The organism is Arsenicibacter sp. R0_47, from assembly GCF_057652235.1.
Genome location: NZ_JBYFCJ010000017.1, coordinates 117822 through 143105 on the forward strand (window position 1 = coordinate 117822; position 25284 = coordinate 143105).

The following is a 25284-nucleotide window of genomic DNA, read 5'->3' on the forward strand; positions in this document are numbered from 1 at the left end:
ATTAATTATGAAACAACTGATTACTTTGCTAAGCCTTTTCGGCCTCACCGCCGCAACGGCCTTCGGGCAACCAACTTCATTGAACATCACCTGTCCACAGTCGGCAACAACCTCGTTTAACTCGGTTTCTTCGGGTGATATTCCGTCAAATTTTGTACCGCCGGCAACGAAATGCCAACGCATTTTCCGGCTGGATGATGCCTTTGCGACGGGCGGTTCAGGCAATTATGCCTATACTACCTCCTTTACGAGCGGTAGTCCGGCACCGGCCTTTCTGCCAGCCAGTACGACCGGTACCAGCGGTCAGTATTTTGCGTTCGGGCCGGGTCAGACGATGGTGACGGTAGAAGTTACGGACCAGACAACCCAGCAAAAAAAATCGTGCTCGTTTTCTGTACTCATCAAGGATGATGTCGCTCCGGAAATCAACAGCCAGACCCCTCAGCAGTTTATTTCGAAAGCAACAACAACAATGCCCGACCTGCGGAACCAGGTAACGGTCGATGAAGACTGTAACTACACTGTGTCGCAGCTACCGGCACCGGGCAGCCCGGTTTCCGGTACATCAGTCAGCCTGACGTTTATCGCTACGGATGCCTATGCCAACGCCAGCGCGCCTTACGCGGCTACATTGGTTTTACCGGGACCAACGCCATTGGATAATATACAGATCAGCGCAACCGGCGGATGTGCTACGGATGGCAAAATCACCGTATCACTTGCCGGACTACCAGACATTACTCCCCGAAGTCTTGGCGGTTTTTACCTGAGTTATATAATTGACAACGGTCCGGTCCAGACCGAACCCATCACGCTCAACGGCCCGACAGCAACGTTCCAGACAAGTGGCGGTCTGGCAGAAGGTACGCATACCATCTCTTTCATCGGAATTAGCCCGGATCCGTCAGTGGTCTTTTTACTGAATCAGTCGGCTTCGGTCTACATCGGCACACCTGCGCCGTCTATTACCAACCTGCTTTCGGTAAATCCGGGTAATACCGGCATTTGCGGCACAACGATTCAGGGTCAGGCAGTCGGTAATTCATTTGTATTTACCGGCCCTAACGGATACGTATTCAGCAATGTATTCCGGAATGCCGGCTCTTTCAATGTTTTCGCCAATACTCTGAAGGAACCGGGTCAATACACCCTGACGGTCACGTTCCCGGCAAACAATTGCGGTACGGCAACAACGGCCACCCAGACCATTACGGTCGGCGGGACGAAATGCGAATAATGTATTAGCTGCTGGTGGTTGTTTTTAGTTGCTGGTGGTTGCTGGGTTGCTGATGGTTGTTTTTAGTTGCTGGTGGTTGCTGTTGGTTGTTTCTAGTTACTGATGGTTCTGCGTTATTTGCTCTACCGGACACCGGCAACCCGGCTATCACCTGAGTGGTGGCACGACTAAAACAGGGATGCCTGGCGGTCGGGGACGCCCAGTCGGGGACGCCTAGTCGGGCCACCACTATTCACTCCACCAGCAACAACCAGTAACCATCAGAACAACCAATAACCACCAGCAACCACCAGCAACAACCAGCAACCATCAGCAACAACCAACAACCATCAGAACAACCAGCAACCATCAGAACAACCAGCAACCATCAGAACAACCAGCAACCATCAGAACAACCAGCAACCATCAGCAACAACCAATAACCATCTGTCTGACGTTTTTTTTCGTACATTAGGCTTGCCGGATCGATAAACAGCTAAGTCATGATTTACGAATATCGTCTGCCAGCTCCTTCGCTGCGGGAATATGTCAGGCTTTTGCAGCTCATTCACCTCGATTTTTCAGGGGCGGCCGTAGTTCCCTTCAAACCGTACTGGCCGCGTCCCGACAATTGCCTGGCCTTCTACCCGCGCGACCTTGAAACGGTTGAATACATCAATAACGGCCACCGGCAGGCCAAACCCCGGTCGGCTCTGATCGGGCAGCCAACGATTGTAACCAACCGTTTTGTCGGCCGCGATTTCTTTGTGTTTCAGGTTGTTTTTCAGCCCGGGGCGCTTTACCGGCTCACGGGCCTTCCTTCATCGGAACTCACCAATACCTTTGTAGATGCCGAAGCGGTGTTTTCGGCTGAGATCCGGCAGGTTAACGAACGGCTGAGCAGTACCGGCGACTACGAAGAAATGGTCCGGATTGTAGAAAACTTCCTGCATTTTCTGATACGGCGGTCACGCCGGGACAGTTTGCCGATTGACAAAGTCAGCCGGTTGATGCTGAACAACCATTCAACGCAATCACCCTCTATGCGGTCGATGGAATGGCTGGCCGGCGAGGCCTGTCTGAGCAGCAGGCAGTTTTACCGGAAAAGTGTAGAACGCCTGGGCATCAGCCCGAAACTGTTCGACCGGATTGTCCGTTTCGACCAGGCCATTAAGCTCCGCAATGCATATCCCGGCAAAGACTGGCTCAGTATCGCCCTGGAAGCGAACTATTACGATCAGAAGCACCTGATCCGCGACTTCCGCGAATTTACGGCCCTTACTCCCACGCAGTTCGCTCAGCAGGAAAGCCAGGCACCCGAACGTAGCTTCGGCATTGCCGAGCAGTAGATCAAAGGCAGGCAGTAACGGCAGCGACGTACAAACAATAACATTAACGTTTTTTAACAGGCTGCCTGTCAGGCCGGTACGTACATTCGCAGAAAAACCGCGTACCGCCCATGTTTCAGAATTACATAAAAATTGCCTGGCGCAATCTGCGGAAGCACAAAGGCTTCAGCTTCATCAATATCCTCGGCCTGGCCGTCGGGATGGCCACCGCCATGCTGATTGGCCTGTGGGTGTGGGACGAATGGTCGTTCGACCGGTTTTATGCCGGCAATGACCACCTGTACCGCGTGATGCTCAACCGCACCGCCAACGGCGAAACCACGACACAACCGAACGGACCAATACCGCTCATCGCCGCGCTGAAAGGTGAGATCCCTGAAATTGAGGCTGTTTCCGAAGAAATTACGGGCATTACCGGCCGCGCCGACGGGCTGCGCGCCGGCGATACCAAACTCATCCGGACCGGTCAGTTTGTCGGCGCTGACTACCTGCATCTGCTGGGCCTGCCACTATCGGCCGGTGATCCACGCACCGCCCTCATTGAACCCAATGCCATTGTCCTGACCCACGAAACGGCACAGGCACTTTTCGGGAAAACCGATCCGCTGAATAAGCTCATCCGCTGGAATAACCAGCTGGACCTGAAAGTAACCGGTGTGCTCCAACCGATCCCTGCCAATACCTCTCTCACGTTTCAGTACCTGATGCCCACGGCTTTTCTGAACGCCAATGTGCCGTGGATGAAGGATATGCAAACCGACTGGAACAATAACCTGACACAGGTCATTGTGCGCCTGAAAACAGGCAGCGACTTCGCCAAAGTATCCGGCAAAATCAAAGGCATGATCAAACGCCACAACCCGCAGTCTATTTTTGAGGTGTTTCTCCACCCGCTTACTGATACACACCTGTACGGAGAGTTTAAAAACGGGCAGAACGCCGGCGGCTTCATCCGGTATGTCCGGTTGTTTGCCATTGTCGGGCTGCTGGTGCTGCTGATTGCCTGCATCAACTTCATGAACCTGTCGACGGCCCGGTCGGGGAAACGGGCACGGGAAGTCGGTATCCGGAAAGCGGTGGGTTCGCTGCGCAGCCAGCTGGTCGGGCAGTTCCTGAGTGAATCCCTGCTGATGAGCGCCATTGCTCTCATTCTGTCACTGCTCATCGTCTGGCTGACACTGCCGGCCTTCAACTACCTGACCGAAAAGCGGCTGGCCTTTCCTTTTTTCTATCCGGTATTCTGGCTGCTGGCCGTCGGGTTTGCGCTGGTTACAGGACTGCTGGCAGGCAGCTATCCGGCCTTTTACCTCTCGTCGTTCAACCCGGTGCGCGTACTAAAAGGGACGATAGCAGCCGGTCGTCAGACTAGCTGGCCCCGGAAAGTATTGGTTGTGACGCAGTTTACCATTTCCATCGGACTGATCATCAGCGCATTTGTCGTCTACCAACAGCTGGATTACGCCCGTAAACGCCCGACCGGTTATCTGCCCGACCGGCTGATGATGGTGACCATGACCGACGATCTCCGCCGGCAATACGACGGGCTGCAAAGCGAACTCATGCGGTCAGGGCTGGTCGAAACGATAACGAAGGCATCAAGCCCGGCCACCACCATCCTGAACGATACCCGCGTCGACTGGTCGGGGAAGGCCCCCGACGAAATTATGCGGCTGAATCTGATCTCGGCCTCCCCAAGCTACCTCCGGACGATGGGGACCAGGCTGGTTGCCGGCCGTAACTTCAGCGTGACCGGTGCCGACTCCAACGCTGTAATCCTGAATCAGGCCGCCGTAAAAGCCATGCGGCTCAAAAACCCGGTCGGGCAGGAAATGGCCATGGTCTGGAATCCCGGCCAGCGCCTGCATGTGATTGGTGTGATGGAAAACAGCATTATCGAATCACCCTACATGCCCGTCAACCCGCTCATGCTGACCACCGGCCAGGCCTTTGATGACTGCATTATTTTCCGGCTTTCCGACCATATCGACACCCGGCAAGCGCTCACGCAGATTGCCCCCCTTTTCGAAAAATTTAACCCCGCCTATCCGTTTGATTACCAGTTTGTGAGCGACGAATACGGACGCAAGTTCCATCAGGAAGAGCTGGTCGGCCAGCTGGCGGGCATCTTCGCCCTGCTGACGGTTTTTATTTCGTGCCTTGGCCTGTTTGGGCTGGCCGCGTATCTGATGGAGCAACGTACCAAGGAGATCGGGATCCGGAAAGTTCTCGGTGCCGGTATCAGCACCCTCTGGCTGCTCCTCTCCCGCGACTTTGTGGTGCTGGTACTCGCTGCCTGCCTACTGGCGGGTCCGCTGGCGGCCTGGTTGCTCAATGACTGGCTTAGTACCTTCGACTACCGCATCAGCCTGAATATCTGGTTATTTGTACTGGCCGGCGCCCTGGCCATCCTGATCGCCCTGGCGACAGTTTCGTACCAAAGCCTGAAAGCCGCACTGGTGAATCCGGTCCGGTCGCTCCGGTCAGAATAAAGGTGGCTCCGGTCAGGCAGGCTGACCGGAGCCATTACGCCGTGCCCGCTTGTACGAGGGCAGGAACTAACGGCCCGGAGCAAATGTTCTGAGATAATTTTCTAACCAATACCAAGCGAAAATGATCCCTCAGGTTTATCAGACATTTGCCGACAGGCTTATCCGGCAGTTAACAGAAGATCAACGTTTTATCGGTGTTGCCGCAGGCGGATCGTGGAGAGACCGGCAGATGGACCGCTTCTCCGATGTTGATCTGGTTATTGTACACGATACAGCTGCACTTTCTACGGAAGTCCGGAAGGCAGTAGCCCAATCGGCCGGTAATTTACTGGCTTGCTTTACCGGTGAGCACGTTGGTGAGCCGAGGCTCCTGATTTGCCTGTACGATGACCCGCTGTTACACGTCGATCTAAAATTTGTGGCCCTGCCTGACATGCGGTCACGGGTCGAAGACCCGGTTATCCTCTGGGAGCGGGATCAACAACTATCAGCTGTTCTGAGCAGCTCAGAAGCAGCGTTCCCATATCCTGATTTCCAATGGATTGAAGACCGTTTCTGGGTCTGGATACATTATGCGGCGACGAAAATCGGTCGCGGCGAGTTATTTGAGACGTTAGCCTTTATCTCGTTTATGCAACAGACGGTATTGGGTCCTCTTGCGCTGATTCGCCGGGATCTGCTGCCGAAAGGCGTCCGTAAGCTGGAGCTGCTGCTACCGGAACCGGATCAGGAACAGATGCAGGCAACACTGGCATCGTATGACCGGCAGTCGTGCCTCAAAGCCTTACAAAACATAATCAGTTACTACCAGACCCTGCGTGATGCCGTGATGCCGTCGGACATTGAGCGCCGGCACGAGGCCGAAAAAAGGGTGATTGAGTATGTGCAGCAGCTGCCTTAGCAGCGTTTTATCTCTTCCGGGGGTGTCAAAAACCTCCGGAAGAGATAACCGTAGCAGCCGCTCGTGTTCCCGTTCCGCCTTACTTAAACCCGAAAAGCACCGGAAAAACAAACGTCACAAAGGCACTCCAGAAGCTATACACCGGCATAAAATACGTCATCGACCGGCTCACCAGCGACAAGTCAGACCGGCGGGTCAGCACGCCGGAGAGGCGGTAGCTTACGACAATCAGATGACTCAGCATCAGCACATTCCCTCCCAGGACGGCGGCGCGGTTGGGCGTTATCCCCCACTCCGAAATCCGGAATAAGACCGCCGACAAGGCAATGCCGTTGATGACCAGCGTAACCAGTGACAACAGAAACAGAACCAGCACCTGTAAGCGGTTCCCTTTATTGGTCCCGGCTACCGAGAAAAAGATCAGGGCCATTACCCCGATCAGCAAGCCGTTGAATAACAGCAGGAATTCGCGGTCATGGTATGGATCTTTTTTCGCCATAAATGTCGCTCCCAGATACACCACCAGCATCACCAGCGCAACCGGACTGAAAAGGTTGGCAATTACCGGCGACACCTTGTTCACCAATGTCGGTTGCGCCCGGGTCAGGAACGTCCCGACGACCGGCAAGGCAGCGAGTCCACTAACAACCACATAGTTAAAGTAAAAATCCTCAATATTCCAGCCAATCAGCCGGAACAGGTTCAGGGTGATTGCGGTCGTCAGGCCACCGGAAATGAGCAGCACCGCCGTCATGACGGCCAGTTCACCGTTATACCGCAGGAATCCCGGCCAGTTATCCTGTTTCAAGGTTGCCCCGCCAAACGTAAAACCCAGCAGCGACCAGAGCCATAACGGCAGGTGTATACAAGCCAGTACCAGCGTATCGGCTTCGGTCTCCTGCACCGGCAATGCATTGATATACAATACCGCAACCAGCATCAGTCCGGTCAGCACAACGCCGGTCTGCCACCGGATTTTGTTTTTCCAGCCGAAGTAGGCGATCAGTCCGGAAAAGGCGATGAACCCGATATTACGCGTAAAAAAGAATTCTTTACTAAAGCCGGCTACATCCGGCAATTTCGTTGACAAAGCGGCCAGCAGAGCAGCTACTACCACGAACAGCCGTTCTTCGGGTGTCCCCCAAAGTGCATCCTCCTTACTGTAGTTCAGGCGCTGGTACCATCCCTGTGCGAGCAGGTCATGCTGCACTGTTGGATACAGCGCATTAAAGGTCGTTTTGAAAGCAGGTTTATCCTCCCGGTACAGCTTCTCAAGTTGTTCAGGGTTTTCCAGATTTGACAGAATAGCGTCGCGCATACAAGTTTATATAAAAAGTACTTTTCGTTTCAAAGTTAATAGTTTTTTGACCGGCGCAAGTAGAGAAGCAAAATAAAAATTCAGGACGTATTATTCCTGCCTCGCTACCGGTTAAGCGCTTACTATATTTTTTACCCTATTTACTAAGTAGCAATCAGGATTAGATTAGATTTAGTCAGAGAGCAAAGGGCTGTATGTCAATGGCTTATTCACTCAATCGCACATTCACTAATTCGCTCAATAACTTATGTGGTGTACTCCCATTTTGTACCCTTTCCAAGGTTACGATAGAATCGGGCACAGGTAATGCTGCTTATAAAAACTGATTCAGGTCGATATGCAGCAGCTCAGAATACGAAGACACTTGCGCCATGCCGCCCTGCCCTTTCCGGTAACGAAACCACTGCTTCGTCTTGTAGTTGTAGACAAAGCCTTCTTCTATACCGTATTCATCTTCATCGATAAGCCGGATCGTTTTATTCAGATCATGCCGCAGCCCTCTGTTCTGGCACACCTCGATCACGATCCGGACCTGTTCCGTCTCATTATCGTACAAAACAACGTCCGGCACAGGACTCGACTCCTCGCCTACCATCATTTCAGGAAATGCTTCGTAAGGAATTTTTCCTGATTTAAACAAGGGATATAAACCCGCCGTCAGTTGCGCAATGATGCGCTGATGATGCACAGGGGCATTTATCCCCATCTCTTCCTCCTGCACAACGGGCAGTGTGTGTTGCGGTGTTGAATACATAGGCAATGTGTCTAACTGGAATATTGTTAAATTTAACGATCGGGCCTGATTCACGCAATACCTTGCCGGAACGCTGGTAATTATACGTGCTATAAACCCGCAGTTGCCAATCTGGCAACCAGTGTGTATGTTGCATCATGCAACCCTTCATCCGATTGATCACAGGCGCGTTTTGCTCGCTGATGCTGTTTATTCCCGGATACGGTCAGTTCCGGACCGATACCTTTCTGAGTAACCTGCTCGCCCGAAATAAAAACCCGCTTTTTCAGGAGGTGCTGACCCATCCGGACCGGTACCGTCTTCAGATCATCTATACCCGCATCGACCGCGATAAGCAGAACCGGCCGACGTTTACCAGCTATTACTTCCACGTCGACAGCACGTATTACTTTAATCCGGCCTCAACCGTGAAGCTGCCCGCCGCCCTGTTGTCGCTCGAAAAGCTCAACCGGCTCAATAACCCGAAGCTGACGAAATACACCACCATGCTGTTCGACAGTGCCTATAGCCGGCAAACCCGTTACCATGCCGACCCCTCCGCCGAAAATGGGCTTCCGTCGCTCGCGCACCTGATAAAAAAAGCGTTTCTGGTGAGCGAAAACGACCCATACACGCGCATGTATGAGTTCGTCGGTCAGGGTGAGTTCAACCGTGCCCTGCGTGAAAAAGGGTATGGTGATACGCGCATCACCCACCGGTTTGTCCGGATGTCGCCCGACGAAAACCGGCATACCAATCCGGTGCGGTTTGTTGACGCAGCCGGTAAGCTGATATATGCACAGCCGGCGGCCTACAACACAGCGCCGTTCGACGCCCGCCGGATTGATACCCTGGGCATCGGCTACATGACCGCCAACGACAGTCTGGTGCGGAAGCCGTTTGATTTTACGGGCCGCAACAAACTGTCTCTCGACAATTTCCGGACGATGGTTCAGGCGGTGATGTTTCCGGAGTCAGTTCCCGAAAAGCAGCGCTTCAACCTGACGCCCGACGATTACCGGTTTGTCCGCCAGTATATGTCCCAGTTTCCGGGCGAAACCAACTACCCGAAATACGATGCAGCCCAGTATTACGACAGTTACGCCAAATTTTTCTTCATGGACAGCCTGCACCACCGCCTGCCCGACGGCATCCGCGTATTCAACAAAGTGGGCTGGGCCTATGGCTTCCTGACCGATGCCTCTTACGTGGCCGACTTTACCAACAAGGTGGAATTTATGCTGGCCGCTACGATTTATGTGAATAAGGACGGGATTCTGAACGACGACAAATACGAGTTTGAGACCGTGGGCAATCCGTTCTTGTACCAGCTTGGGCAGACCATTCTGCAATATGAACGCAGCCGCAAACGCCCGAACGTGCCCGACCTCAACGCCTTCCGCCTCCAATACGAAACCCGCAGGGCTGATAATCGCCCGACGGTGAAGGATGTGGATAATTAAAGCCTGAAGCCGTGTATGTTATCTGATCTTATTTAATCCCCTGCCTAACCTACCTTAAGCGGTCAATGAAAACAAAAATTCTGCTGGTCGATGATGAAGATGATCTGGAAGAGTTATTCAGACAGCTTTTCCGGCGGCAAATTCAGAGCGGACAATATGCGTTTCTGTATGTCCGTGACGGACTGGAAGCACTGGCGGCGATCGAAGCGCATCCCGATATTGATGTCGTTCTGAGTGATATTCACATGCCGGGTATGGACGGGCTGACGCTGCTGGCGAGGCTCTCGGAAAGCCACCCGATTATCCGGACCGTTATCGTGACGGCTTACGGCGATATGGATAACATCCGCACGGCGATGAATCTGGGCGCATTCGACTTTATTACCAAGCCCGTCAAGTACAAAGACCTGGCGGCTACACTGGAAAAAACAATCCGGTACGTCAACCAACTGCGGGAAACGGCCGAACTGCGGGCCATTGACGAGATGAAAACCCGCTTTTTTGCCAACATCACGCATGAACTCCGGTCACCCTTAACGCTGATTGTATCGCCGGTCGATAAACTGCTGGAAACGTCCGACCTGCCTGCCCCCTATCAGAAACAGTTGTCGACGGTCCGGCGCAATGCCCTGCAACTGCTCAGGCTCATTAACCAGTTGCTCGACATCAATAAACTGGAAGCCAGGCAAATGGATGTAGCCTATGAGGTAGGCGACCTGCCCGGTTTTATCGGCCAGCTGGTCGACTTATTCCGCCCGTCGACCGATATCAAACAACTGGCATTACACTACCAGACCGACATGCGGCCGGGTAATTACCTGTTTGACGCCGGTAAATGGGAGAAGATTCTTTTCAATTTACTGTCTAACGCCATCAAGTTTACCGACACCGGCAGCATTGTTGTCCGGCTCGATCAGGCTCAGGATTCGACCATTGTTCAGCTAACGGTCAGCGATACCGGCACCGGTATTCCGGCCGATAAGCTGCCGCACATCTTCAACCGGTTTTATCAGGCCGGCAGCACCCGGACCCATCCTTACGAAGGAACCGGCATCGGGCTGGCGCTGGTCTCCGAACTGATCCGGCGTATGGACGGCACCATCCGCGTACAAAGTGAGGTTCAGGCGGACGGGCAAATGGGCGGAACGCATTTTCTGGTTGAGATTCCCGTCCGGCGAACGGGTGATTTTCACGACTATCCGCCGTTAAATCCCCCCGCCACAACGGCAGCCCTGGTTCAGAATACAGCGCAGACAGATGAAGCCACAACCTCACAGGAGCATTCGCCGCTGATTCTGGTTGTTGAGGATAATGCCGAATTGCGGGAATTTATGGTTGCCGAACTGGCAGCCACCTACCGCATTCGTTCCGCGGCCAACGGCTACGAAGGCTGGATAGTGGCCAAAGAAGAGCTGCCCGATGTGATTATTACCGATCTGATCATGCCCCGTATGGACGGATACGCCCTGATTGACCAGCTACGCCACGACCCTGCTACCGATCACATCGCAATTCTGCTGCTGACTGCCAGCGCGGAACCGGAAAGCCGCCGGAAAGGACTGGAGTCCGGGGCCGACGAGTACCTGACAAAACCGTTTAATCTGGCCGAACTTCGGTTACGATTGCGGAATATACTGACCCGGCAGCAAAAATTACGGGATGCATACCGCCAGCAGTTTGCGCAACCAGACCAGGCAAAACCACCGGCGGCCGTTCAGGATCAGTTTCTGCGCCGGTTGTATCAACTCATCGAAGCACACTGCGATGATTCCGCATTGAGTGTTGACTCGCTGGCCGGTCAGCTGGCCGTCAGCCGCAAAACGCTTTACCTGAAAGTCCAGGCGCTTACCCAGCTTTCGCCGAATGAGCTTATCCGCCAATACCGGCTTCGTAAATCGATTGATTTACTTAAAGCCGGCCACAATGCCTCTGAAACAGCATATATGGTTGGCTTCGAATCGCCTTCTTATTTCACCAAGGTGTTCAAGGATTTTTACCACCAGACACCGACAGAATACCTAAAAGGCTGATTAGCAGAAGTAACCATATAGCAAAAATCAAATATTTAAGAGAAAAAGTATTCCGATAACAGCCTATATTTTCTGAGCAACAGGGATTAATGCTTATACTTATACGAGCTTTCAGCAACCCTGCCGTCCATGAAATCCTTACTGTTTTCTCTCTGCCTGTATCTGGTATTTGCAAAGGTTTATGCTCAGCCCATTGTGTTGAGCAGTCCGGACACAGGGTACCCCGTTGCCGGACGCTGTGAGGTTCTGGATACACAAGCCGGAGATATTTCGGTTGACTCCCTGCTTAAACATCCGGAACGCTATCGGTTTGTTGCGGTTAAGAACCAACGCGCAGAACGCAGTGCCGGTCAGAAACGCTGGTTCCGGTTCACCGTTCAGACGCCTTTATACACCCCGTTTTATCTGTATGCCGAATCGGATTTATCCTCGCCGGCGACGCTCTATCAAACTCACGGCAACCGGATACAGGATACATTTTCCTTTGTAAAGGGGCAGAACAATACGGCAATAAGTGTACCGCAAGCCCGTTCCCGCCGGCTCACCCCCTTACGACTCAAGCCCGGTAATCCCTATACCTTTTACTGGCATTCGGCGGAGATACCTGAAACGTTAACGCTTGTTTCGGGTGAACGTCTGTTAAGCGTTTTTCTCCGTCAGGACTCATTCGACGGCTTTTACTATGGATTTGTCCTGATCATTATTGTGTACAACATCCTGCTTTACATCCGGCTCAAGGACAGAGACCATCTTACCTACGCAATCTGGATGGGCATCCAGTGCCTCGTTTACAGTATCACGTTCGCCCACTTAAGGAACTGGCTACCAACGGTATACTATAGCTTCTTCCTGAAACATTTCCTGGCCGTTACCTTCCTGGCCGCAGCGTTTCACATCCTGTTCGGGGTTACCTTTTTACAGCTTCGTCAACATGCCCGCAGATTATATCAGACAGGCCTTGTCTTGTTTTATCTGTGTGTGTTTCTGTCCTTTATAGTCGTGGCTGCGGGGGTCTTCGGTATGTATCTCCCCTACAATGCTGCGTTTTTGACGGGTCTTATTGATTTAGTATTTACGCTCATCTGTGGTGTGGCTGCATTAAGAAAAGGGTTTAAACCGGCATGGTATTACGTGCTGGGCCTTCTGTTGATTTATGGCGGCACAGTCGTTTATGTTTTTACCAGCCTCAAATTGATGCCGTCTACCTTCTGGACGACTAACGGCCTTCTTTTAGGTTCAACGCTGGAAATTCTGTTGTTTACTCTGGCCCTCGCCTACAAAGTAAATCTGCTCAAACAACAAAAAGAGGATGCGATTCAGGATCAGCTCAGGCTGCTTGAACAAAACCAGACACTTATCGAAACCCAGAACCGCGTACTGGAAGAGAAAGTCGAACAGCGCACCGCCGAACTCAAAGCCTCTCAGGCTCAGCTTATCCAGAAAGAAAAACTCGCCAGCCTCGGCGAACTCACCGCCGGTATCGCCCATGAAATCCAGAACCCCCTCAATTTCGTCAACAATTTTGCCGAGGTCAGCGCCGAACTCACCGGCGAACTGAAAGACGAACTCACCAGAGGCGACCTCGACGAAGCAGGTTTCATCGCCGATGACCTGGCGCAGAACCTGACCAAAATCGCCCACCACGGCCGCAGGGCCAGCGCCATCGTCAGGGGCATGCTCGAACACTCCCGCATGGAGTCGGGCGACAGACAGGCCACTAACCTCAGCACCCTCGCCGACGACTACCTGAGGCTGGCTTATCAGGGGCAGCGGGCCAAAGACAACACGTTCAACTCCCGGCTCATTACCGCTTTCGACCCGGCACTGCCACCGGTCAACGTGGTGGCGCAGGACATCGGGCGGGTGCTGCTCAACCTCTGCCAGAACGCCTTCTATGCCGTACAACAGCGGGCCACACAGGCCGGCGAGGGCTACGAACCAACCGTGTGGGTGAGCACTCGCCGGCAGAACGATCATATCGAACTCCGGGTACAGGACAACGGGACCGGCATTCCCGATGCCATCCGGTCCAAAATCTTCCAGCCTTTTTTCACCACCAAACCCGCCGGCGAGGGCACCGGACTGGGGCTGAGCCTCAGCTACGACATCATCACCAAAGGCCACGGCGGCACAATGACCGTTGAGAGCCAGCAGGGTGAGGGGACGGCGTTTATCATTCAACTGCCTATTTCGTAACCGGCCCGTTACCCAAAACTATCAGAATTTGACCCAAAAGTGACAGCTTAACTGCGTCGCCAGGGAGACCTTTGTATTGTCCGGGACGGACAAATCAGTCGCCGTTTCTGAGCAAACCCGTATTAAACAGAAACCATATTTTCCGTAATCAAATCATGAAAACGTTTATCGTTACGCTCCTCCTTCTGCCTGCTATCTGGCTAACTGCCAAAGCCCAAAACCTGACTACTGCCGACGAAGTACTCAATGCCTACTACAAAGCAGTGGGCGGCAAAAAAGCACTGCTCGACATTAAAGACATTAGCTGGAAAGCCACCACCGGCAACGACGGTGCCGGGTTTCCGACAGTTAATAAATTTAAACCGCCCCTCAAGCAAGTCACAACATTACGTAATGCACAAGGACAGGTGATGTATACATTCATCGCTGATGGTAAAGATGCCTTTATGGCCTTCGGTGACAACAAAACGCCCATGAGTCGCGGAGTGATGGACCGGTTTATGATTACCATGCAGATGATGCCTGAGTTGTACCTCGCCAGCCAGGGGATAAAGACCACATTCGCGGGAAAAGAAACCGTAGAAGGGAAAGAGGCCTATAAACTAACGCACACTATGCCTGACGGCAGTACATGGAACACGTGTTACGATACGCAGACTGGTCTGAAAGTAAAGTTATCGGTTCCCGGACAGTCTGTCGGCGACCTAAACCTGTATAGTGATTACCGGGAAGTGAAGGGCATCAAACTCCCGTTTATGATTCGCTCGGGAAACAACATCCTGAAAATCGAAAGCTATCAGCTCAATACAGGTATCAGCGACGCCGAATTTGTGATCCCGTAAACGCACAGGGCTGTCCGGCACCGGGCAGCCCTGATCCTTAACCGATTTAATCCATGCACACAGACCAGTTACACAACACAGACCGTATTTATGCGCTCGATGCCCTACGCAGCGTGATGATGCTGCTGGGCATTGTAATTCACGGCGCGCTCTCCTATATGGTCACCAAAAATGACCTGTGGCCACTCAAAGATACCGCCAACAACCTGCTCTTTGACCTGACGAACGGCTTAATCCATAGCTTCCGGATGCCCGTTTTCTTTGTAGTGTCCGGCTTCTTCTGCGCCTTACTGGTCTATAAAAGAGGGGCGGATGCTATGCTGACCAATCGCGTCAAACGGATTGTACTGCCTTTGCTGGCCGGCGTGCTGATCATTGGCCCGTTAGAAACGTTTGCCCTGACATTCGCTGAGGCAAAACTTACCCATGCGGCATCCCCTTTCCGGATGGGTTGGGATGCACTGGCTGCCGGTAAGTTCCTGCCTTTTTTACCCGGCCATTTATGGTTTCTGTACTTTCTGGGCATCTACGCCCTCATTAGCAGGGTACTGCTCATGGCGTCCGGCAGGGCACCGGTATTCAACTCATCCGCTCAAAAGGTCCTTACGGTTATTCTGCAACATGCAGGGCTACGCATCGCCTGTCTGAGCCTGCTCTTTTTTCTGTGCCTGTACTGGCAGCAAAGCCCGTATCTGCTCACCAGTTTCGGCTGGGCGCTTGTGCCATCGATCATGACAACCTACTTCCTTTTTTTCGGGCTGGGCTGGTGTATCTATACTACTAACAGTCTGGCTACCATGACCCGATATCCGGTATTGCAGCTCAGTATCGCTACCCTGCTTTTACTGGCGCAGTTGTCTATCCAGGTAAAAACCGAATGGGCGCTTATGCTCAGGATTGCCCTTTCCTCCTTAAATGCCCCACTCTTTGTGTTCGGGTTTACGGCCCTTTTCCTGCGATATGTTAATAAGCATTCGCCCCGGATGAGCTATCTGGCCGATGCCGCTTACTGGGTGTACATCATCCATCTGCCCATCGTCACGCTTATCGTTGGTCTGCTGGCTGACTATCCGCTCCCCGCTGTGGTAAAGTTTGCCATTACCTTTTCGGCGACCTGTTTTCTTTCGCTGGTGAGCTATCATTATCTGGTAAGAGGCACTTCCATTGGCCTGTTTCTGAACGGGAAAGTATATAAACGAAAGGCGGAACGGCAGGTACAACCAGTGTCAGATACATTGTAATAATGAACAACAATAAAAACCGCAGGTCGTTAAACCTGCGGTTTTTATTGTTGTTCGTCTTATGCCAGACTCTGCCCTATCAGTAAGTGGGTGCTTAGCACTACCCTGTTCCAGAGATTAATGGTAACAATTGCCGTTATAATATCTGCAATCTGGGTTTTACTAAAAAATTGTAAGGCGTTTGTGTACGTGTCATCTGATAAACCGCCTTGATGGATTAACGTTATTTCTTCCGTTACAGCCAGCACTGCCTTTTCTTCTTCTGTAAAAAGAACTCCGGCTTCCCTCCAGGCAGTTAATAAAAAAATACGTTGATCCGTTTCCCCTTTTTTGATGGCATCTTGTGTATGAATATTAATACAGAACGCACAACCATTGATTTGTGAAGCGCGGACTTTAATAAGCTCCATAATTCTTCCGGATATAGAACACTGTGAAAGATAAGTCTCTAAACCAGCCATTGCTTTCAGAGCATTGGGAGCTATTGTTTTAAAGTTGAATCGTTCCTGCATTGAATTATTCGGTTAAAATTGTTCAATGCAAAAGTAAAACGTACGAAAACCACAAAACTTAAACTGGTTTAAGAAACACGCTTCTTACGGATCTCGCTTAACTATTCAGGTGTAAATCCTGGAAAGGAAGCAAGTGAGTATTGAGGAATTCGTTGCGCGAATTCGGGATACCGTTTAACCGATTGAACATAGAATGCTTCTTTTGAAAGAGAGAAAAGATATTTGACGCGCATTTGAGCTGCTGCATAAGCCAGTATGCTTACAGCGCCATTTCAGCACCGGCAGGCGTTTCGTCTTCCTGGTAGCGGGCAATCATGCGCTGCCCGATCAGCAGAATGGTCAGCCCGGTAACGGCGCAGAGGGTCATGACACCCACCATCGGCAGGGCGGTGTTGTCGTGCAGGGCACTGACGGCCCCCGAGATCAGGGCGCCCAGCCCCATCCGGAACGCGCCCATCAGTGCAACGGCACTACCGGCATGGCGCGTGAACGGTACCAGCGACAAGGCCGTCGCGTTCGGCGACACTAACCCCTGCCCGAGGAAGAACAGGAACAGCATGCCGATCAGCCCATACAGACTCAGCAGCCCCATGCCCGCCAGCGTAACCGTCAGCAAGCCCATGACCGACTGGTAAATCAGCGTCGTGTAAATAACCTGTTCGCTGGAAAACCGCTTTAGCAGGAAGTGGTTGAACTGACTCGGCCCCAGAATAGCAATGGCCAGAAAGGCGAAAATCCAGCCGTACTCCTGCTCGCTCACATGGTAGATGTTCATAAACACGTCGGGCGATCCGGCGATGTAGGCAAACGGAGCCGCCGTAGCAATGCCCCCCGCCAGCATATAGGTCAGGAACTGAGGCTGTTTCAGGACCAGCCAGAAATTACCCATCACCGCCTGCGGCCGGAGCGACAACGTCGGGTCCGGAGCCTTACCATCGGGCAGTACGAAGTAAATACCGACCAGAATCAGGGCTGTAATAACGGCCAGAATGATAAAAATGGAGTGCCATCCGAAGGCTACCGTGGCATAGCCACCAACGGTCGGCGCAATCATCGGCGAAACGGCAATCACCAGCGTCAGGAGCGAAAATACCTGGGCAATCTGATTAACCGGAAAAATATCGCGGACCAGCGCCTGAGCCGCCACCATGCCTACGCAGCCACCCAGTGCCTGCAGAAGCCGCATCGCAATCAGGTTTTCGATGGAATTACTCAGCGCGCAGCCGACTGACGCCAGCAGGTACAGGACCAGACCAGCATAGAGCGGTAGTTTACGGCCAAAACGGTCGAGCAGCGGACCATACAGCAACTGACCCACCGAGATCCCGACCAGATAAGCCGTTAACGAAAGCTGGACCTGCGCAATCGACGTATCGAGGCTTTTGGCAATAGCCGGAAAGCCGGGCAGGTACATATCAATCGAGAATGGACTAATGGTTGAGAGGGTGCCTAAGATCAGAATTACAATAAAATGTTGCCGCCGCGTCATGATAAAAATAGAACAGTACTGATAGAACTACACTGATTCTGACAGGATTGTTCCGCCAAACCTTGCACGTTTCTGTGAATTAATTGACTTGACAACTAATCCGCCCGATCATTGAGCGAACGGCCCTGCCCTACTCCGAACGCAGCGCCCGCGACGGATTGGCGAGGGCTGCCCTGATACTCTGGTACCCTACCGTCATCAGCGCAACACTAACAGCGCCCAGACCGGCAACGGCAAACATCCAGCCGTTCAGGGTGATGCGGTAGGCGTAATTTTCCAGCCAGCGCTGTAAGCCCAGCCAGACCAGCGGTACTACCAGCAACAGCGCGATGCCTACCGGCTTCATCGTATCTTTTGTCAGGAGACCGATGATGCTGGCCACCGACGCTCCCAGCACCTTCCGGACGCCGATTTCCTTGATACGCTGCTCGGCGGCAAAAGCCGTCAGACCAAGCAAGCCCAGGCATGAAATCAAAATCGTGAGTATGGCAAAGCAGAACATAACCTTTCCGATACGCTGCTCCGACTGGTACTGTGCATCAAGATCCTGATCCACAAACCCGTAGCTGATCGGGTAATTGGGTTCCAGCTTTTTGTAAGCGGCAGAAACTTCCTCGATGGCTTTGGAAACCTGCGCCGGTTTTGTTTTAATCAGCAGGGTAAAGTAAAACTCTTTCGGCCGATAGCGGAAAATAAACGGCTGAATATCAACCCGCAGCGGTTTGTAATGAAAATCCTTTACCACCCCGATCACGCGGCCGGGCGTTCCCCAGAAGGTCAGCCGCTTGCCGATGGCCTGAGCCGGTTGCCAGCCCATCCGTTTGGCGGCCGTTTCGTTGATCATGTAGGCTGCCTGGCCGGAAAGCGTATCGGAGACAATCCGCCCGGAAAACATGCGTCCTGCGGAAACCGACATACCGGCTGTCTGCATAAAATCAGCGTCCACATTCATCTGCGTAATGGTAAACTCGTCTTTTGCGGTCTGCCCCTCCCACTCTATGTTACTGCCGTTTTCCGTATTGACCAGATTCCCGGTCGATAAAGCGGCCCTCTCCACGCCTGCCAATCCGGTCACGGCCTGTTTGAAGGGCATTGCCCGTTCGCGGAGTGCACCTTTCAACCGCACATACAGCAGCTGGGACTTATCAAACCCGAGCTGGCTTGTCTGCATAAAAACCAGTTGCCGGTAAACGACCATAGTACAGATGGCAAGGCCGATCGACAGCATAAACTGCCCCCCTACCAGCGTTTGCCGCAACGTGAATCCGGACCGGCCCGCCTTTGTCAGTATGTTCCCGCGGAGAACAGGCATCGGCCGGAACGACGACAGAATTAATGCGGGGTAAAGGCCGCTCAGGACACTGAGGCATACCGTAAAGCCCGCCAGAATGCCCCAGAACAGCGGCGCGGCGTAAGGCAGCACCAGTGCTTTCCCGGCCAGTTCATTAAACGCAGGTAACAACATCTCGGCCAGTACCAGCGCGAAGACGACGGCCAGCAACACCAGCAAGAGCGCTTCGCCCAGAAACTGCACGACCAGGCTGCTGCGGTGGGCGCCTACCGTTTTCCGGACGCCTACCTCCTTGCTCCGCTGCGAGGCACGGGCAGTTGCCAGATTCACAAAATTGACAATAGCAATCAGCAGGACAATCAGGCCTACGATGGAAAACAGCCGGACGTAGGCAATATCGCTGCGTTTCCCGAAATCGGTCTGAAACGCAAAACGGGAATACAGATAGATGTCGGACAGCGGTTGCAGCAGCAGTTTCGTGTCCTTGTCGTTGTTGTACTGTGCAAGCTGCCCGTATAGTTTAGCGGCAAACCCCAACGGATCGGCCGGTTTTCCGGACGGCTCAGGCCGTATTTTCAGGTAGGTATGGTAACTGTTGCTGTTCCATTTGTTGCTCCACTCATCGTTCTTTTCCAGCCACATGAACGGGATCAGCACATCAAACTGAATGTGGGAGGCCAGTGGCGGATTTTTAGCAACGCCGACCAGTGTAAGCGGATCATTTCCGCCCAGATTCAGCACCTTACCCAATATAGGCTGCCGCTGCCAGTCGGGGCCGAATAAGCGGGCGGCCACCGTTTCGCTGATAATGACTTCGTTGGGGCTCCGGAAAACACGATCCGTATTTCCTTTCACGAGCGGAAAGGAGAACAACCGGAAGAAAGACGGATCAACCACCCGCATCTCGCTGGCCTCAACCGATTTATTCCCGGATGCCAGCAGGCCGTGCCACTGCCCGACACGGACAGCATCCTGCACTTCCGGGAAGTCGCGCACTATACTGGCTGCCAGGGGCCCCGGCGTTACCGCCACATCAAAAACACCTTCTGCCTGCTTTTGCTTTTCAACGATCCGGTAAATGTGCGGGAATTGGGTATGGAACCGGTCATACCGGAGTTCGTCCACCACATAGAGGCCAATTAACAGACAGCATGCAATACCCAGTGCAAGGCCACCGCTGTTAATCAGGGTATGGCCCCGATGCTTCATTAACTGCCTGACGGCAATTTTGAGGTAGTTCTGAATCATATAGCCAATACAGTTTTCTGATAGTCAGCATAGAACAAAAGCAGTGCCAGCCAGCCGGAAACACATCATATGCCCTGTATTGAACCTTTTTGTGTACTTACCTGCCCGTCACCTGTCCACAATCGGACAGGGGTTTACCTAAAACGGACAAGGCAATCCCGAACCGGAACTGCCTTGTCAACAAAGAAGATTTTCTATACCTACCCTTTGACCGGACAGACCCGCTTCCAGAGGTAATACAGCACCGACAAATACGTCAGCATCACCAGCGGAGGCAGCAGGTAAGCCGGGTCACCAACGGCAAAGCTCCAGGAGGCCATTGCCCCGATCAGGTTGATCGTAAACCCGGCATAGGCCCACTCTTTAACCGTCCGGAACCAGGGCTGTAGCAGCGCCAGCGCACCGAGCACCTTGGCCGTTCCGAAGATAATCATCGCATAAGCCGGATACCCCAGCTGACGCATGACATCCAGCCCGTTTTTCTCCTGTACAATACCTGCCCCGCCATCCATCAGCATGGCTGTCACAAACAGGCCAAGCATGACCCAATAGGCAATTTTAAGCGTTTTAGGTGGTTTTACGGCTATACGTCCGGTTGTCATCGTCAGGGTGTTTGCTGTGTTCATCGTGTTGTTTACCGTTTGATTACAACACAAAAATAATTACCTGAATACCGGCAGACGGGGTGTATTTCCGTCAAATTTCGGGTAGTTTCCGACAAACAAAATGGCTAAATTTGTAACAGAAACACCGGATCCTATTCCCCTTTTTTCCGCATGAAACATGTATCGATTCTGGTGCCTCAAGGCGCTATCCTGGGTAGCATTGAAGGCCCGCGTCAGGTACTTACCGAGGTTAATAAATACATGCAAAGCATCGGCCAGCCGGCTTTGTTTGAGGTGCAACTCGTTGGCCTGGCTGCCGAAGTGGCCGCGGCCGGCGGCAAATACACGGTCTATACCGATGCCCTCATTTCGGACATTGCCCGAACCGACCTGATCATCATTCCTGCCCTCGACGGTGACCTGCAACAGGGCATCAGCCTCAATCAGGCGTTTTTGCCCTGGATCAATGCCCGGTACGAAGCCGGTGCCGAGGTCGGGAGTCTGTGCGTCGGGGCGTTCCTGCTGGCATCTACCGGCCTGCTCGACGGCAAGCAATGCGCTACGCACTGGATGGCGGCCCGGCTGTTCCGGCACCTGTTTCCGGATGTTAACCTGGTCGAAGACCGCATCATCACCGACGAACAGGGGCTGTATTCCAGCGGCGGGGCCTTTTCGTACCTCAACCTGATCCTGTATCTGATCGAAAAATACGCCGGCCGGCAGGCATCAGTTTTTATGTCGAAGGCGTTTCAGATTGATATTTCCCGCAAAAGCCAGTCGCCGTTTATCATGTTTCACGGCCAGAAAGAACACGGCGATCAGAGCATCATCCGGGCACAGGAGTACATCGAACAAAACGTAGAGGAAAAAATTACCGTCGACGAACTGGCGTCCATGCTCGCCCTCAGCCGCCGCAACCTCGAACGACGGTTTAAGAAAGCGACCGCCAATTCCGTCACCGAATACATACAGCGGGTGAAAATCGAAGCGGCCAAGATGAGTCTGGAATCGTCGCGGGAGAACGTCAACGAGGTCATGTACAGCGTAGGCTATACCGATCCCAAGGCCTTCCGGCTGACGTTCCGGAAAATAACCGGGCTGTCGCCGATTGAATACCGGCAGAAATACAACCGGCCGGTGGCCATGGCCTGACGATTTACCGCAGCAGTTCGGCCACCAGAATACCCAGGTACGTACCGATGGCATTCCCGAGCGTACCCACCAGGACGGCCGGCAGCTGCAGATCGGTACGGTTCAGGCTGCGGGCCAGCGCCAGCGCCGACGTTGCCCCGCCGATATTTGCCTGCGACGCAATGCCAAGCACATCCCAGTCCTGCTTAAACAAGGCCCCGATGCCGAACAGGATGACGGCATGAATCGCTACGAGCAGCAGAATCATACCGAAAAGCACCATGGCCAGCTTGCCGTCGCGCAGCAGGGCGGCAATGTCGCAGTATGCCCCGATTACGGCCAGAAACACATACACCCCGAACAGACCGAGCAACCGGCCGCCTTTCAGGTGGTTGATGGTCCGGAACTGGGCCAGTACCAGGGCAATGGTCGTTACGATCAGCACAAACGGCAGGGCGGGAAACAGGCCGGCCAGTTGCTTCGCCACAAAAATGGTCCCGAAGCCCAGCGTCAGCAGCAGCGCCAGGTCCATCGGACTGACAGTTTCGGCGTCGGAAAACACCGGATGATCGCCTGTGGCCGCATCGGTTGCGTCGCCGTTGGCGGTCGGTAACCGGCGCGGGTAGCGGGTTTGCAGGTAACGCGGAATGGCCAGTGTTGCCACCATCCAGAGCGCCGTCAGGATATTATCGGCCGCAGTGGCTGCCACAAACAGGTTACCGGCTTTCGAGACGTTGTAATGCAGCGCCAGGGCATGGAAGTTAATGCTCCCGCCGATGTAGGTGCCCGTAAACATCCCCGCCAGCGCATAGTATAAATTCCCGACCGTTTGTGGCGCCGAAAACATCCACACACTCGTCAGAACGCCGATAATAACTCCCGCCGACCCGATCAGGTACATGGAGATCATCGGCAAACCGGCCTGCTTGAGGTCTTTCAGGTTGACACCCAGCAACAGGAGAAAAAGTGAAAACGGCGCGATATAGCTGAAGATACCGTCATAAACCGGGGTGTCTGTAGTAGGAATCAGGCGCAGATTAGCCTCGATGGCTGTTACGATAATCACGAGCAGGGCGGTGCCGATGTCGCGGAAGACAGGCTTCCGGCTCAGCCACTCACAAAAAACAACGTTCAGCGAAAGGACAAACAGGATAAAAACAGAGTCAGTCACGGGGTTATGGTTTGTTGATCAGGTTAATAGCTCAATATACACCACAACCGCAAAAAAAGAAACCACCCGCCGGTCAGGACGGGTGGTTTCGCAAAAGTGTCTGTTTGTGCCGGATCAGGCCGCTGTTGTTTCGGTTTCAGCGGGTTTCACGCCCTCAACAGCGGCGGGATCCATCCACATGACTTCCCACATATGGCCGTCGGGGTCCTGAAAGCTGCGGTAATACATAAAGCTCTGATCGTTCGGCTCGTTCGACGGGCTGGCGCCGGCAGCCATAGCCTTGTCAACCAGCTCGTCAACCTGTTCGCGGCTGTCGGCCGACAGGCAAATGATGGTCTCCGTCACCTTCGTGGCGTCGGCCAGCTCTTTTTTCGTGAAAGTCTTGAAAAACGTCTCTGTCAGCAACATGACATAAATAGTCTCGCTGACAACCATACAGGTCGCCTTCTCGTCGGTAAACTGCGGGTTAAAGGTGAAGCCGACCTGCGTAAAAAAATCAATGGAACGGTTCAGGTCCTGAACGGGCAGGTTTACAAAAATCATGGTTGCCATATCGTATTTGTGTTTTGGTTTACCTGACAAAAATACGATCATCTACCCGCGTCAGCAGGGGTAATTTGCGGCAATAAACGGGGCATTTGCGGCACCCTTCTGAGTGCTTTACTGCTCTTCCGGCGAGCCGTATTTTGCCTTCCGGATTTCCATCCACTCGCGGGCAGTACCACCCTTGCTGAAATGTTCGTCTTCGTCCTGTAGCTCCTGATCCCAGCTGAATTCGGACTTGAACTGTCCCTGGCTGGTCAGGTTAATCTGCATCAGGTTCGCCGCTTCGCCGGTTTCTTCCTTGTTGAGCAGATACAGTTTCTGCAGCGCTTCTATGACCTCCTCCGGATAGTCGATGATCAACGGCTCAACATCCTGCGTGGGCGTCAGATAGATCCCGTCGCATTCAATATCCAGCCCGTCGCCCAGAAACTGAACATTCAGCTGAATCAACGCCCAGTCTTCAGTCATTACCGCACTGATCGTCTCGGTAATGAGGTTATATAAGTCTTCTTTAATTTGATCCATGGTTATTGAGTGATTTGTGGTTGAGCGATTGAGTGGCCGCGGCGCAGAACAATCACATAACCGTTATCAAGACAAAGGTACAGGATTCTCCCGGGTTAGAAATTAAGGAATGAAAACTGCCGGCCCTGGTACCGTGGCAGCTTCATAAACCCTTCCATGCCCGAAAAGGACGTATAGGGTCCGACGGCAGCCGTCATATTAATGAGCCATGCGGGTAGTTCTCCCCCCGGATCAACGCGGAACAGGTATTCGATACCCAGGCGGTTCGGGCCTTTTTTCACGACTGTCCAGTCGGCGCGCCAGTAGGGCACCCGTACCTTATCGGCATTGACAGCCACATAGCCCGCCGTGTTTTCAGTATGAATGCGCAGTTCCTTTTTGGCTGCATCCGGAATAAACGTCAGGTGAATCACCAGATCACGGTTTTTGACCGGCCACGGCAGTATTGTCTCGTTGTAATAGATAATTTCACGATCGCTGATCCGCTTGATGAGATAAGCCTGCTTGTTTTTATACACCACTTCCGGATAATGCTCGATGTCGTTGATGTAGGCACACAACTGCGGGAGCGTCCCGTCAATTTCGCAGACGACCTTCATTTCCTTAAACCGGCTTCCTTCCGGCATACGGGAGAAAACCTGAATCCCGTTTTTATCTTTTTCCAGCTTCCAGGGCGTGTTCTGGGCCTGCGCCAACACGGCACCCAGGCTAAACGCTAAACGTAGTGTTACGGTAATTAAACGATTCATTAACATATTCTTTTCCTATACATACGCTATCGCGCATCAGTTACGTTCTGCGACTTATCGTAGAGACGCAACATCTTGCGTCTCAGCTATGGCCTAAATCCTGACGGACCCGTAGAGACGCAAAATATTGCGTCTCAGCTATGACCCGAATCCTGCCGGACCCGTAGAGACGCAACATCTTGCGTCTCAGCTATGGCCTAAATCCTGACGGACCCGTAGAGACGCAAAATATTGCGTCT

The 25284-nt window shown here is 52.9% G+C and carries 20 protein-coding genes; 10 read left to right on the top strand and 10 right to left on the bottom strand.

Annotated elements, in window-relative coordinates; translation table 11 throughout:
* The first annotated feature begins 7 nt into the window (after positions 1–7).
* The 4 genes from AC23NW_RS23630 to AC23NW_RS23645 all read left to right on the top strand — a co-directional run bounded on the left by AC23NW_RS23630 (position 8) and on the right by AC23NW_RS23645 (position 5955).
* The gene (locus tag AC23NW_RS23630; protein ID WP_487452536.1) at positions 8–1237 is read left to right on the top strand and encodes a hypothetical protein; all 1230 of its coding nucleotides are present in this window, start codon (positions 8–10) and stop codon (positions 1235–1237) included.
* Between the two features lie 482 nt (positions 1238–1719).
* Entirely contained in the window at positions 1720–2565 is an 846-nt protein-coding gene (locus AC23NW_RS23635) for an AraC family transcriptional regulator (RefSeq protein WP_487452537.1), read from the top strand.
* Between the two features lie 110 nt (positions 2566–2675).
* Positions 2676–5054, top strand: a complete 2379-nt coding sequence (locus AC23NW_RS23640) for an ABC transporter permease (protein ID WP_487452539.1) — start codon at positions 2676–2678, stop codon at positions 5052–5054.
* A gap of 121 nt (positions 5055–5175) precedes the next feature.
* The gene (locus AC23NW_RS23645; protein ID WP_487452540.1) at positions 5176–5955 is read left to right on the top strand and encodes an oxalate:formate antiporter; all 780 of its coding nucleotides are present in this window, start codon (positions 5176–5178) and stop codon (positions 5953–5955) included.
* Between the two features lie 79 nt (positions 5956–6034).
* Here the strand turns inward: AC23NW_RS23645 and AC23NW_RS23650 are convergent, their stop codons facing one another.
* Both AC23NW_RS23650 and AC23NW_RS23655 read right to left on the bottom strand, forming a co-directional pair.
* Positions 6035–7273: a hypothetical protein gene (locus AC23NW_RS23650; RefSeq protein WP_487452541.1), complete on the bottom strand. Its 1239-nt coding sequence runs from the start codon at positions 7271–7273 to the stop codon at positions 6035–6037.
* Between the two features lie 313 nt (positions 7274–7586).
* Positions 7587–8027: a PDDEXK family nuclease gene (locus AC23NW_RS23655; RefSeq protein ID WP_487452542.1), complete on the bottom strand. Its 441-nt coding sequence runs from the start codon at positions 8025–8027 to the stop codon at positions 7587–7589.
* Positions 8028–8164: 137 nt separating this feature from the next.
* Here AC23NW_RS23655 and AC23NW_RS23660 point away from each other — a divergent pair, with 137 nt between their 5' ends.
* The 5 genes from AC23NW_RS23660 (at position 8165) to AC23NW_RS23680 (ending at position 15778) form a co-directional block, all read left to right on the top strand.
* Complete coding sequence (locus tag AC23NW_RS23660; RefSeq protein ID WP_487452545.1) at positions 8165–9469, top strand: serine hydrolase; 1305 nt, start codon at positions 8165–8167, stop codon at positions 9467–9469.
* 65 nt (positions 9470–9534) lie between these two features.
* Positions 9535–11499 carry a response regulator gene (locus tag AC23NW_RS23665; RefSeq protein ID WP_487452547.1) on the top strand — a complete coding sequence of 655 codons (1965 nt, stop codon included), beginning with the start codon at positions 9535–9537 and terminating at the stop codon, positions 11497–11499.
* A gap of 129 nt (positions 11500–11628) precedes the next feature.
* Positions 11629–13695 (top strand): 7TM diverse intracellular signaling domain-containing protein, encoded by a 2067-nt coding sequence (locus AC23NW_RS23670; RefSeq protein ID WP_487452548.1) that lies wholly within the window; start codon positions 11629–11631, stop codon positions 13693–13695.
* A 155-nt stretch (positions 13696–13850) separates the two neighbouring features.
* Positions 13851–14537 (top strand): hypothetical protein, encoded by a 687-nt coding sequence (locus AC23NW_RS23675; RefSeq protein WP_487452550.1) that lies wholly within the window; start codon positions 13851–13853, stop codon positions 14535–14537.
* Between the two features lie 53 nt (positions 14538–14590).
* Entirely contained in the window at positions 14591–15778 is a 1188-nt protein-coding gene (locus AC23NW_RS23680) for an acyltransferase family protein (RefSeq protein WP_487452551.1), read from the top strand.
* A 59-nt stretch (positions 15779–15837) separates the two neighbouring features.
* Here the strand turns inward: AC23NW_RS23680 and AC23NW_RS23685 are convergent, their stop codons facing one another.
* The 4 genes from AC23NW_RS23685 to AC23NW_RS23700 form a co-directional block, all read right to left on the bottom strand.
* On the bottom strand, positions 15838–16290 hold the full coding sequence (locus tag AC23NW_RS23685) for a carboxymuconolactone decarboxylase family protein (RefSeq protein WP_293837167.1): 453 nt from the start codon (positions 16288–16290) through the stop codon (positions 15838–15840).
* A gap of 259 nt (positions 16291–16549) precedes the next feature.
* Positions 16550–17779, bottom strand: a complete 1230-nt coding sequence (locus AC23NW_RS23690) for a multidrug effflux MFS transporter (RefSeq protein WP_487452553.1) — start codon at positions 17777–17779, stop codon at positions 16550–16552.
* Between the two features lie 130 nt (positions 17780–17909).
* Positions 17910–20318, bottom strand: a complete 2409-nt coding sequence (locus AC23NW_RS23695; protein ID WP_487452555.1) for an ABC transporter permease — start codon at positions 20316–20318, stop codon at positions 17910–17912.
* A 200-nt stretch (positions 20319–20518) separates the two neighbouring features.
* Entirely contained in the window at positions 20519–20944 is a 426-nt protein-coding gene (locus AC23NW_RS23700) for a DoxX family protein (RefSeq protein WP_487452557.1), read from the bottom strand.
* A gap of 150 nt (positions 20945–21094) precedes the next feature.
* Here AC23NW_RS23700 and AC23NW_RS23705 point away from each other — a divergent pair, with 150 nt between their 5' ends.
* The gene (locus tag AC23NW_RS23705; RefSeq protein WP_487452559.1) at positions 21095–22075 is read left to right on the top strand and encodes a GlxA family transcriptional regulator; all 981 of its coding nucleotides are present in this window, start codon (positions 21095–21097) and stop codon (positions 22073–22075) included.
* Between the two features lie 4 nt (positions 22076–22079).
* On the opposite strand, the gene AC23NW_RS23710 is transcribed toward AC23NW_RS23705, so the two are convergent.
* The 4 genes from AC23NW_RS23710 to AC23NW_RS23725 form a co-directional block, all read right to left on the bottom strand.
* A complete protein-coding gene (locus tag AC23NW_RS23710) occupies positions 22080–23225 on the bottom strand; it encodes a DUF819 family protein (RefSeq protein WP_487452560.1) in 1146 nt (381 codons plus the stop codon).
* 114 nt (positions 23226–23339) lie between these two features.
* Positions 23340–23777, bottom strand: coding sequence for a VOC family protein (locus tag AC23NW_RS23715; RefSeq protein ID WP_487452562.1), 438 nt, complete (start codon positions 23775–23777; stop codon positions 23340–23342).
* 108 nt (positions 23778–23885) lie between these two features.
* On the bottom strand, positions 23886–24296 hold the full coding sequence (locus AC23NW_RS23720) for a hypothetical protein (RefSeq protein WP_293837153.1): 411 nt from the start codon (positions 24294–24296) through the stop codon (positions 23886–23888).
* A 95-nt stretch (positions 24297–24391) separates the two neighbouring features.
* Positions 24392–25045 (bottom strand): SRPBCC family protein, encoded by a 654-nt coding sequence (locus AC23NW_RS23725; RefSeq protein ID WP_487452564.1) that lies wholly within the window; start codon positions 25043–25045, stop codon positions 24392–24394.
* Between the last annotated feature and the right edge of the window lie 239 nt (positions 25046–25284).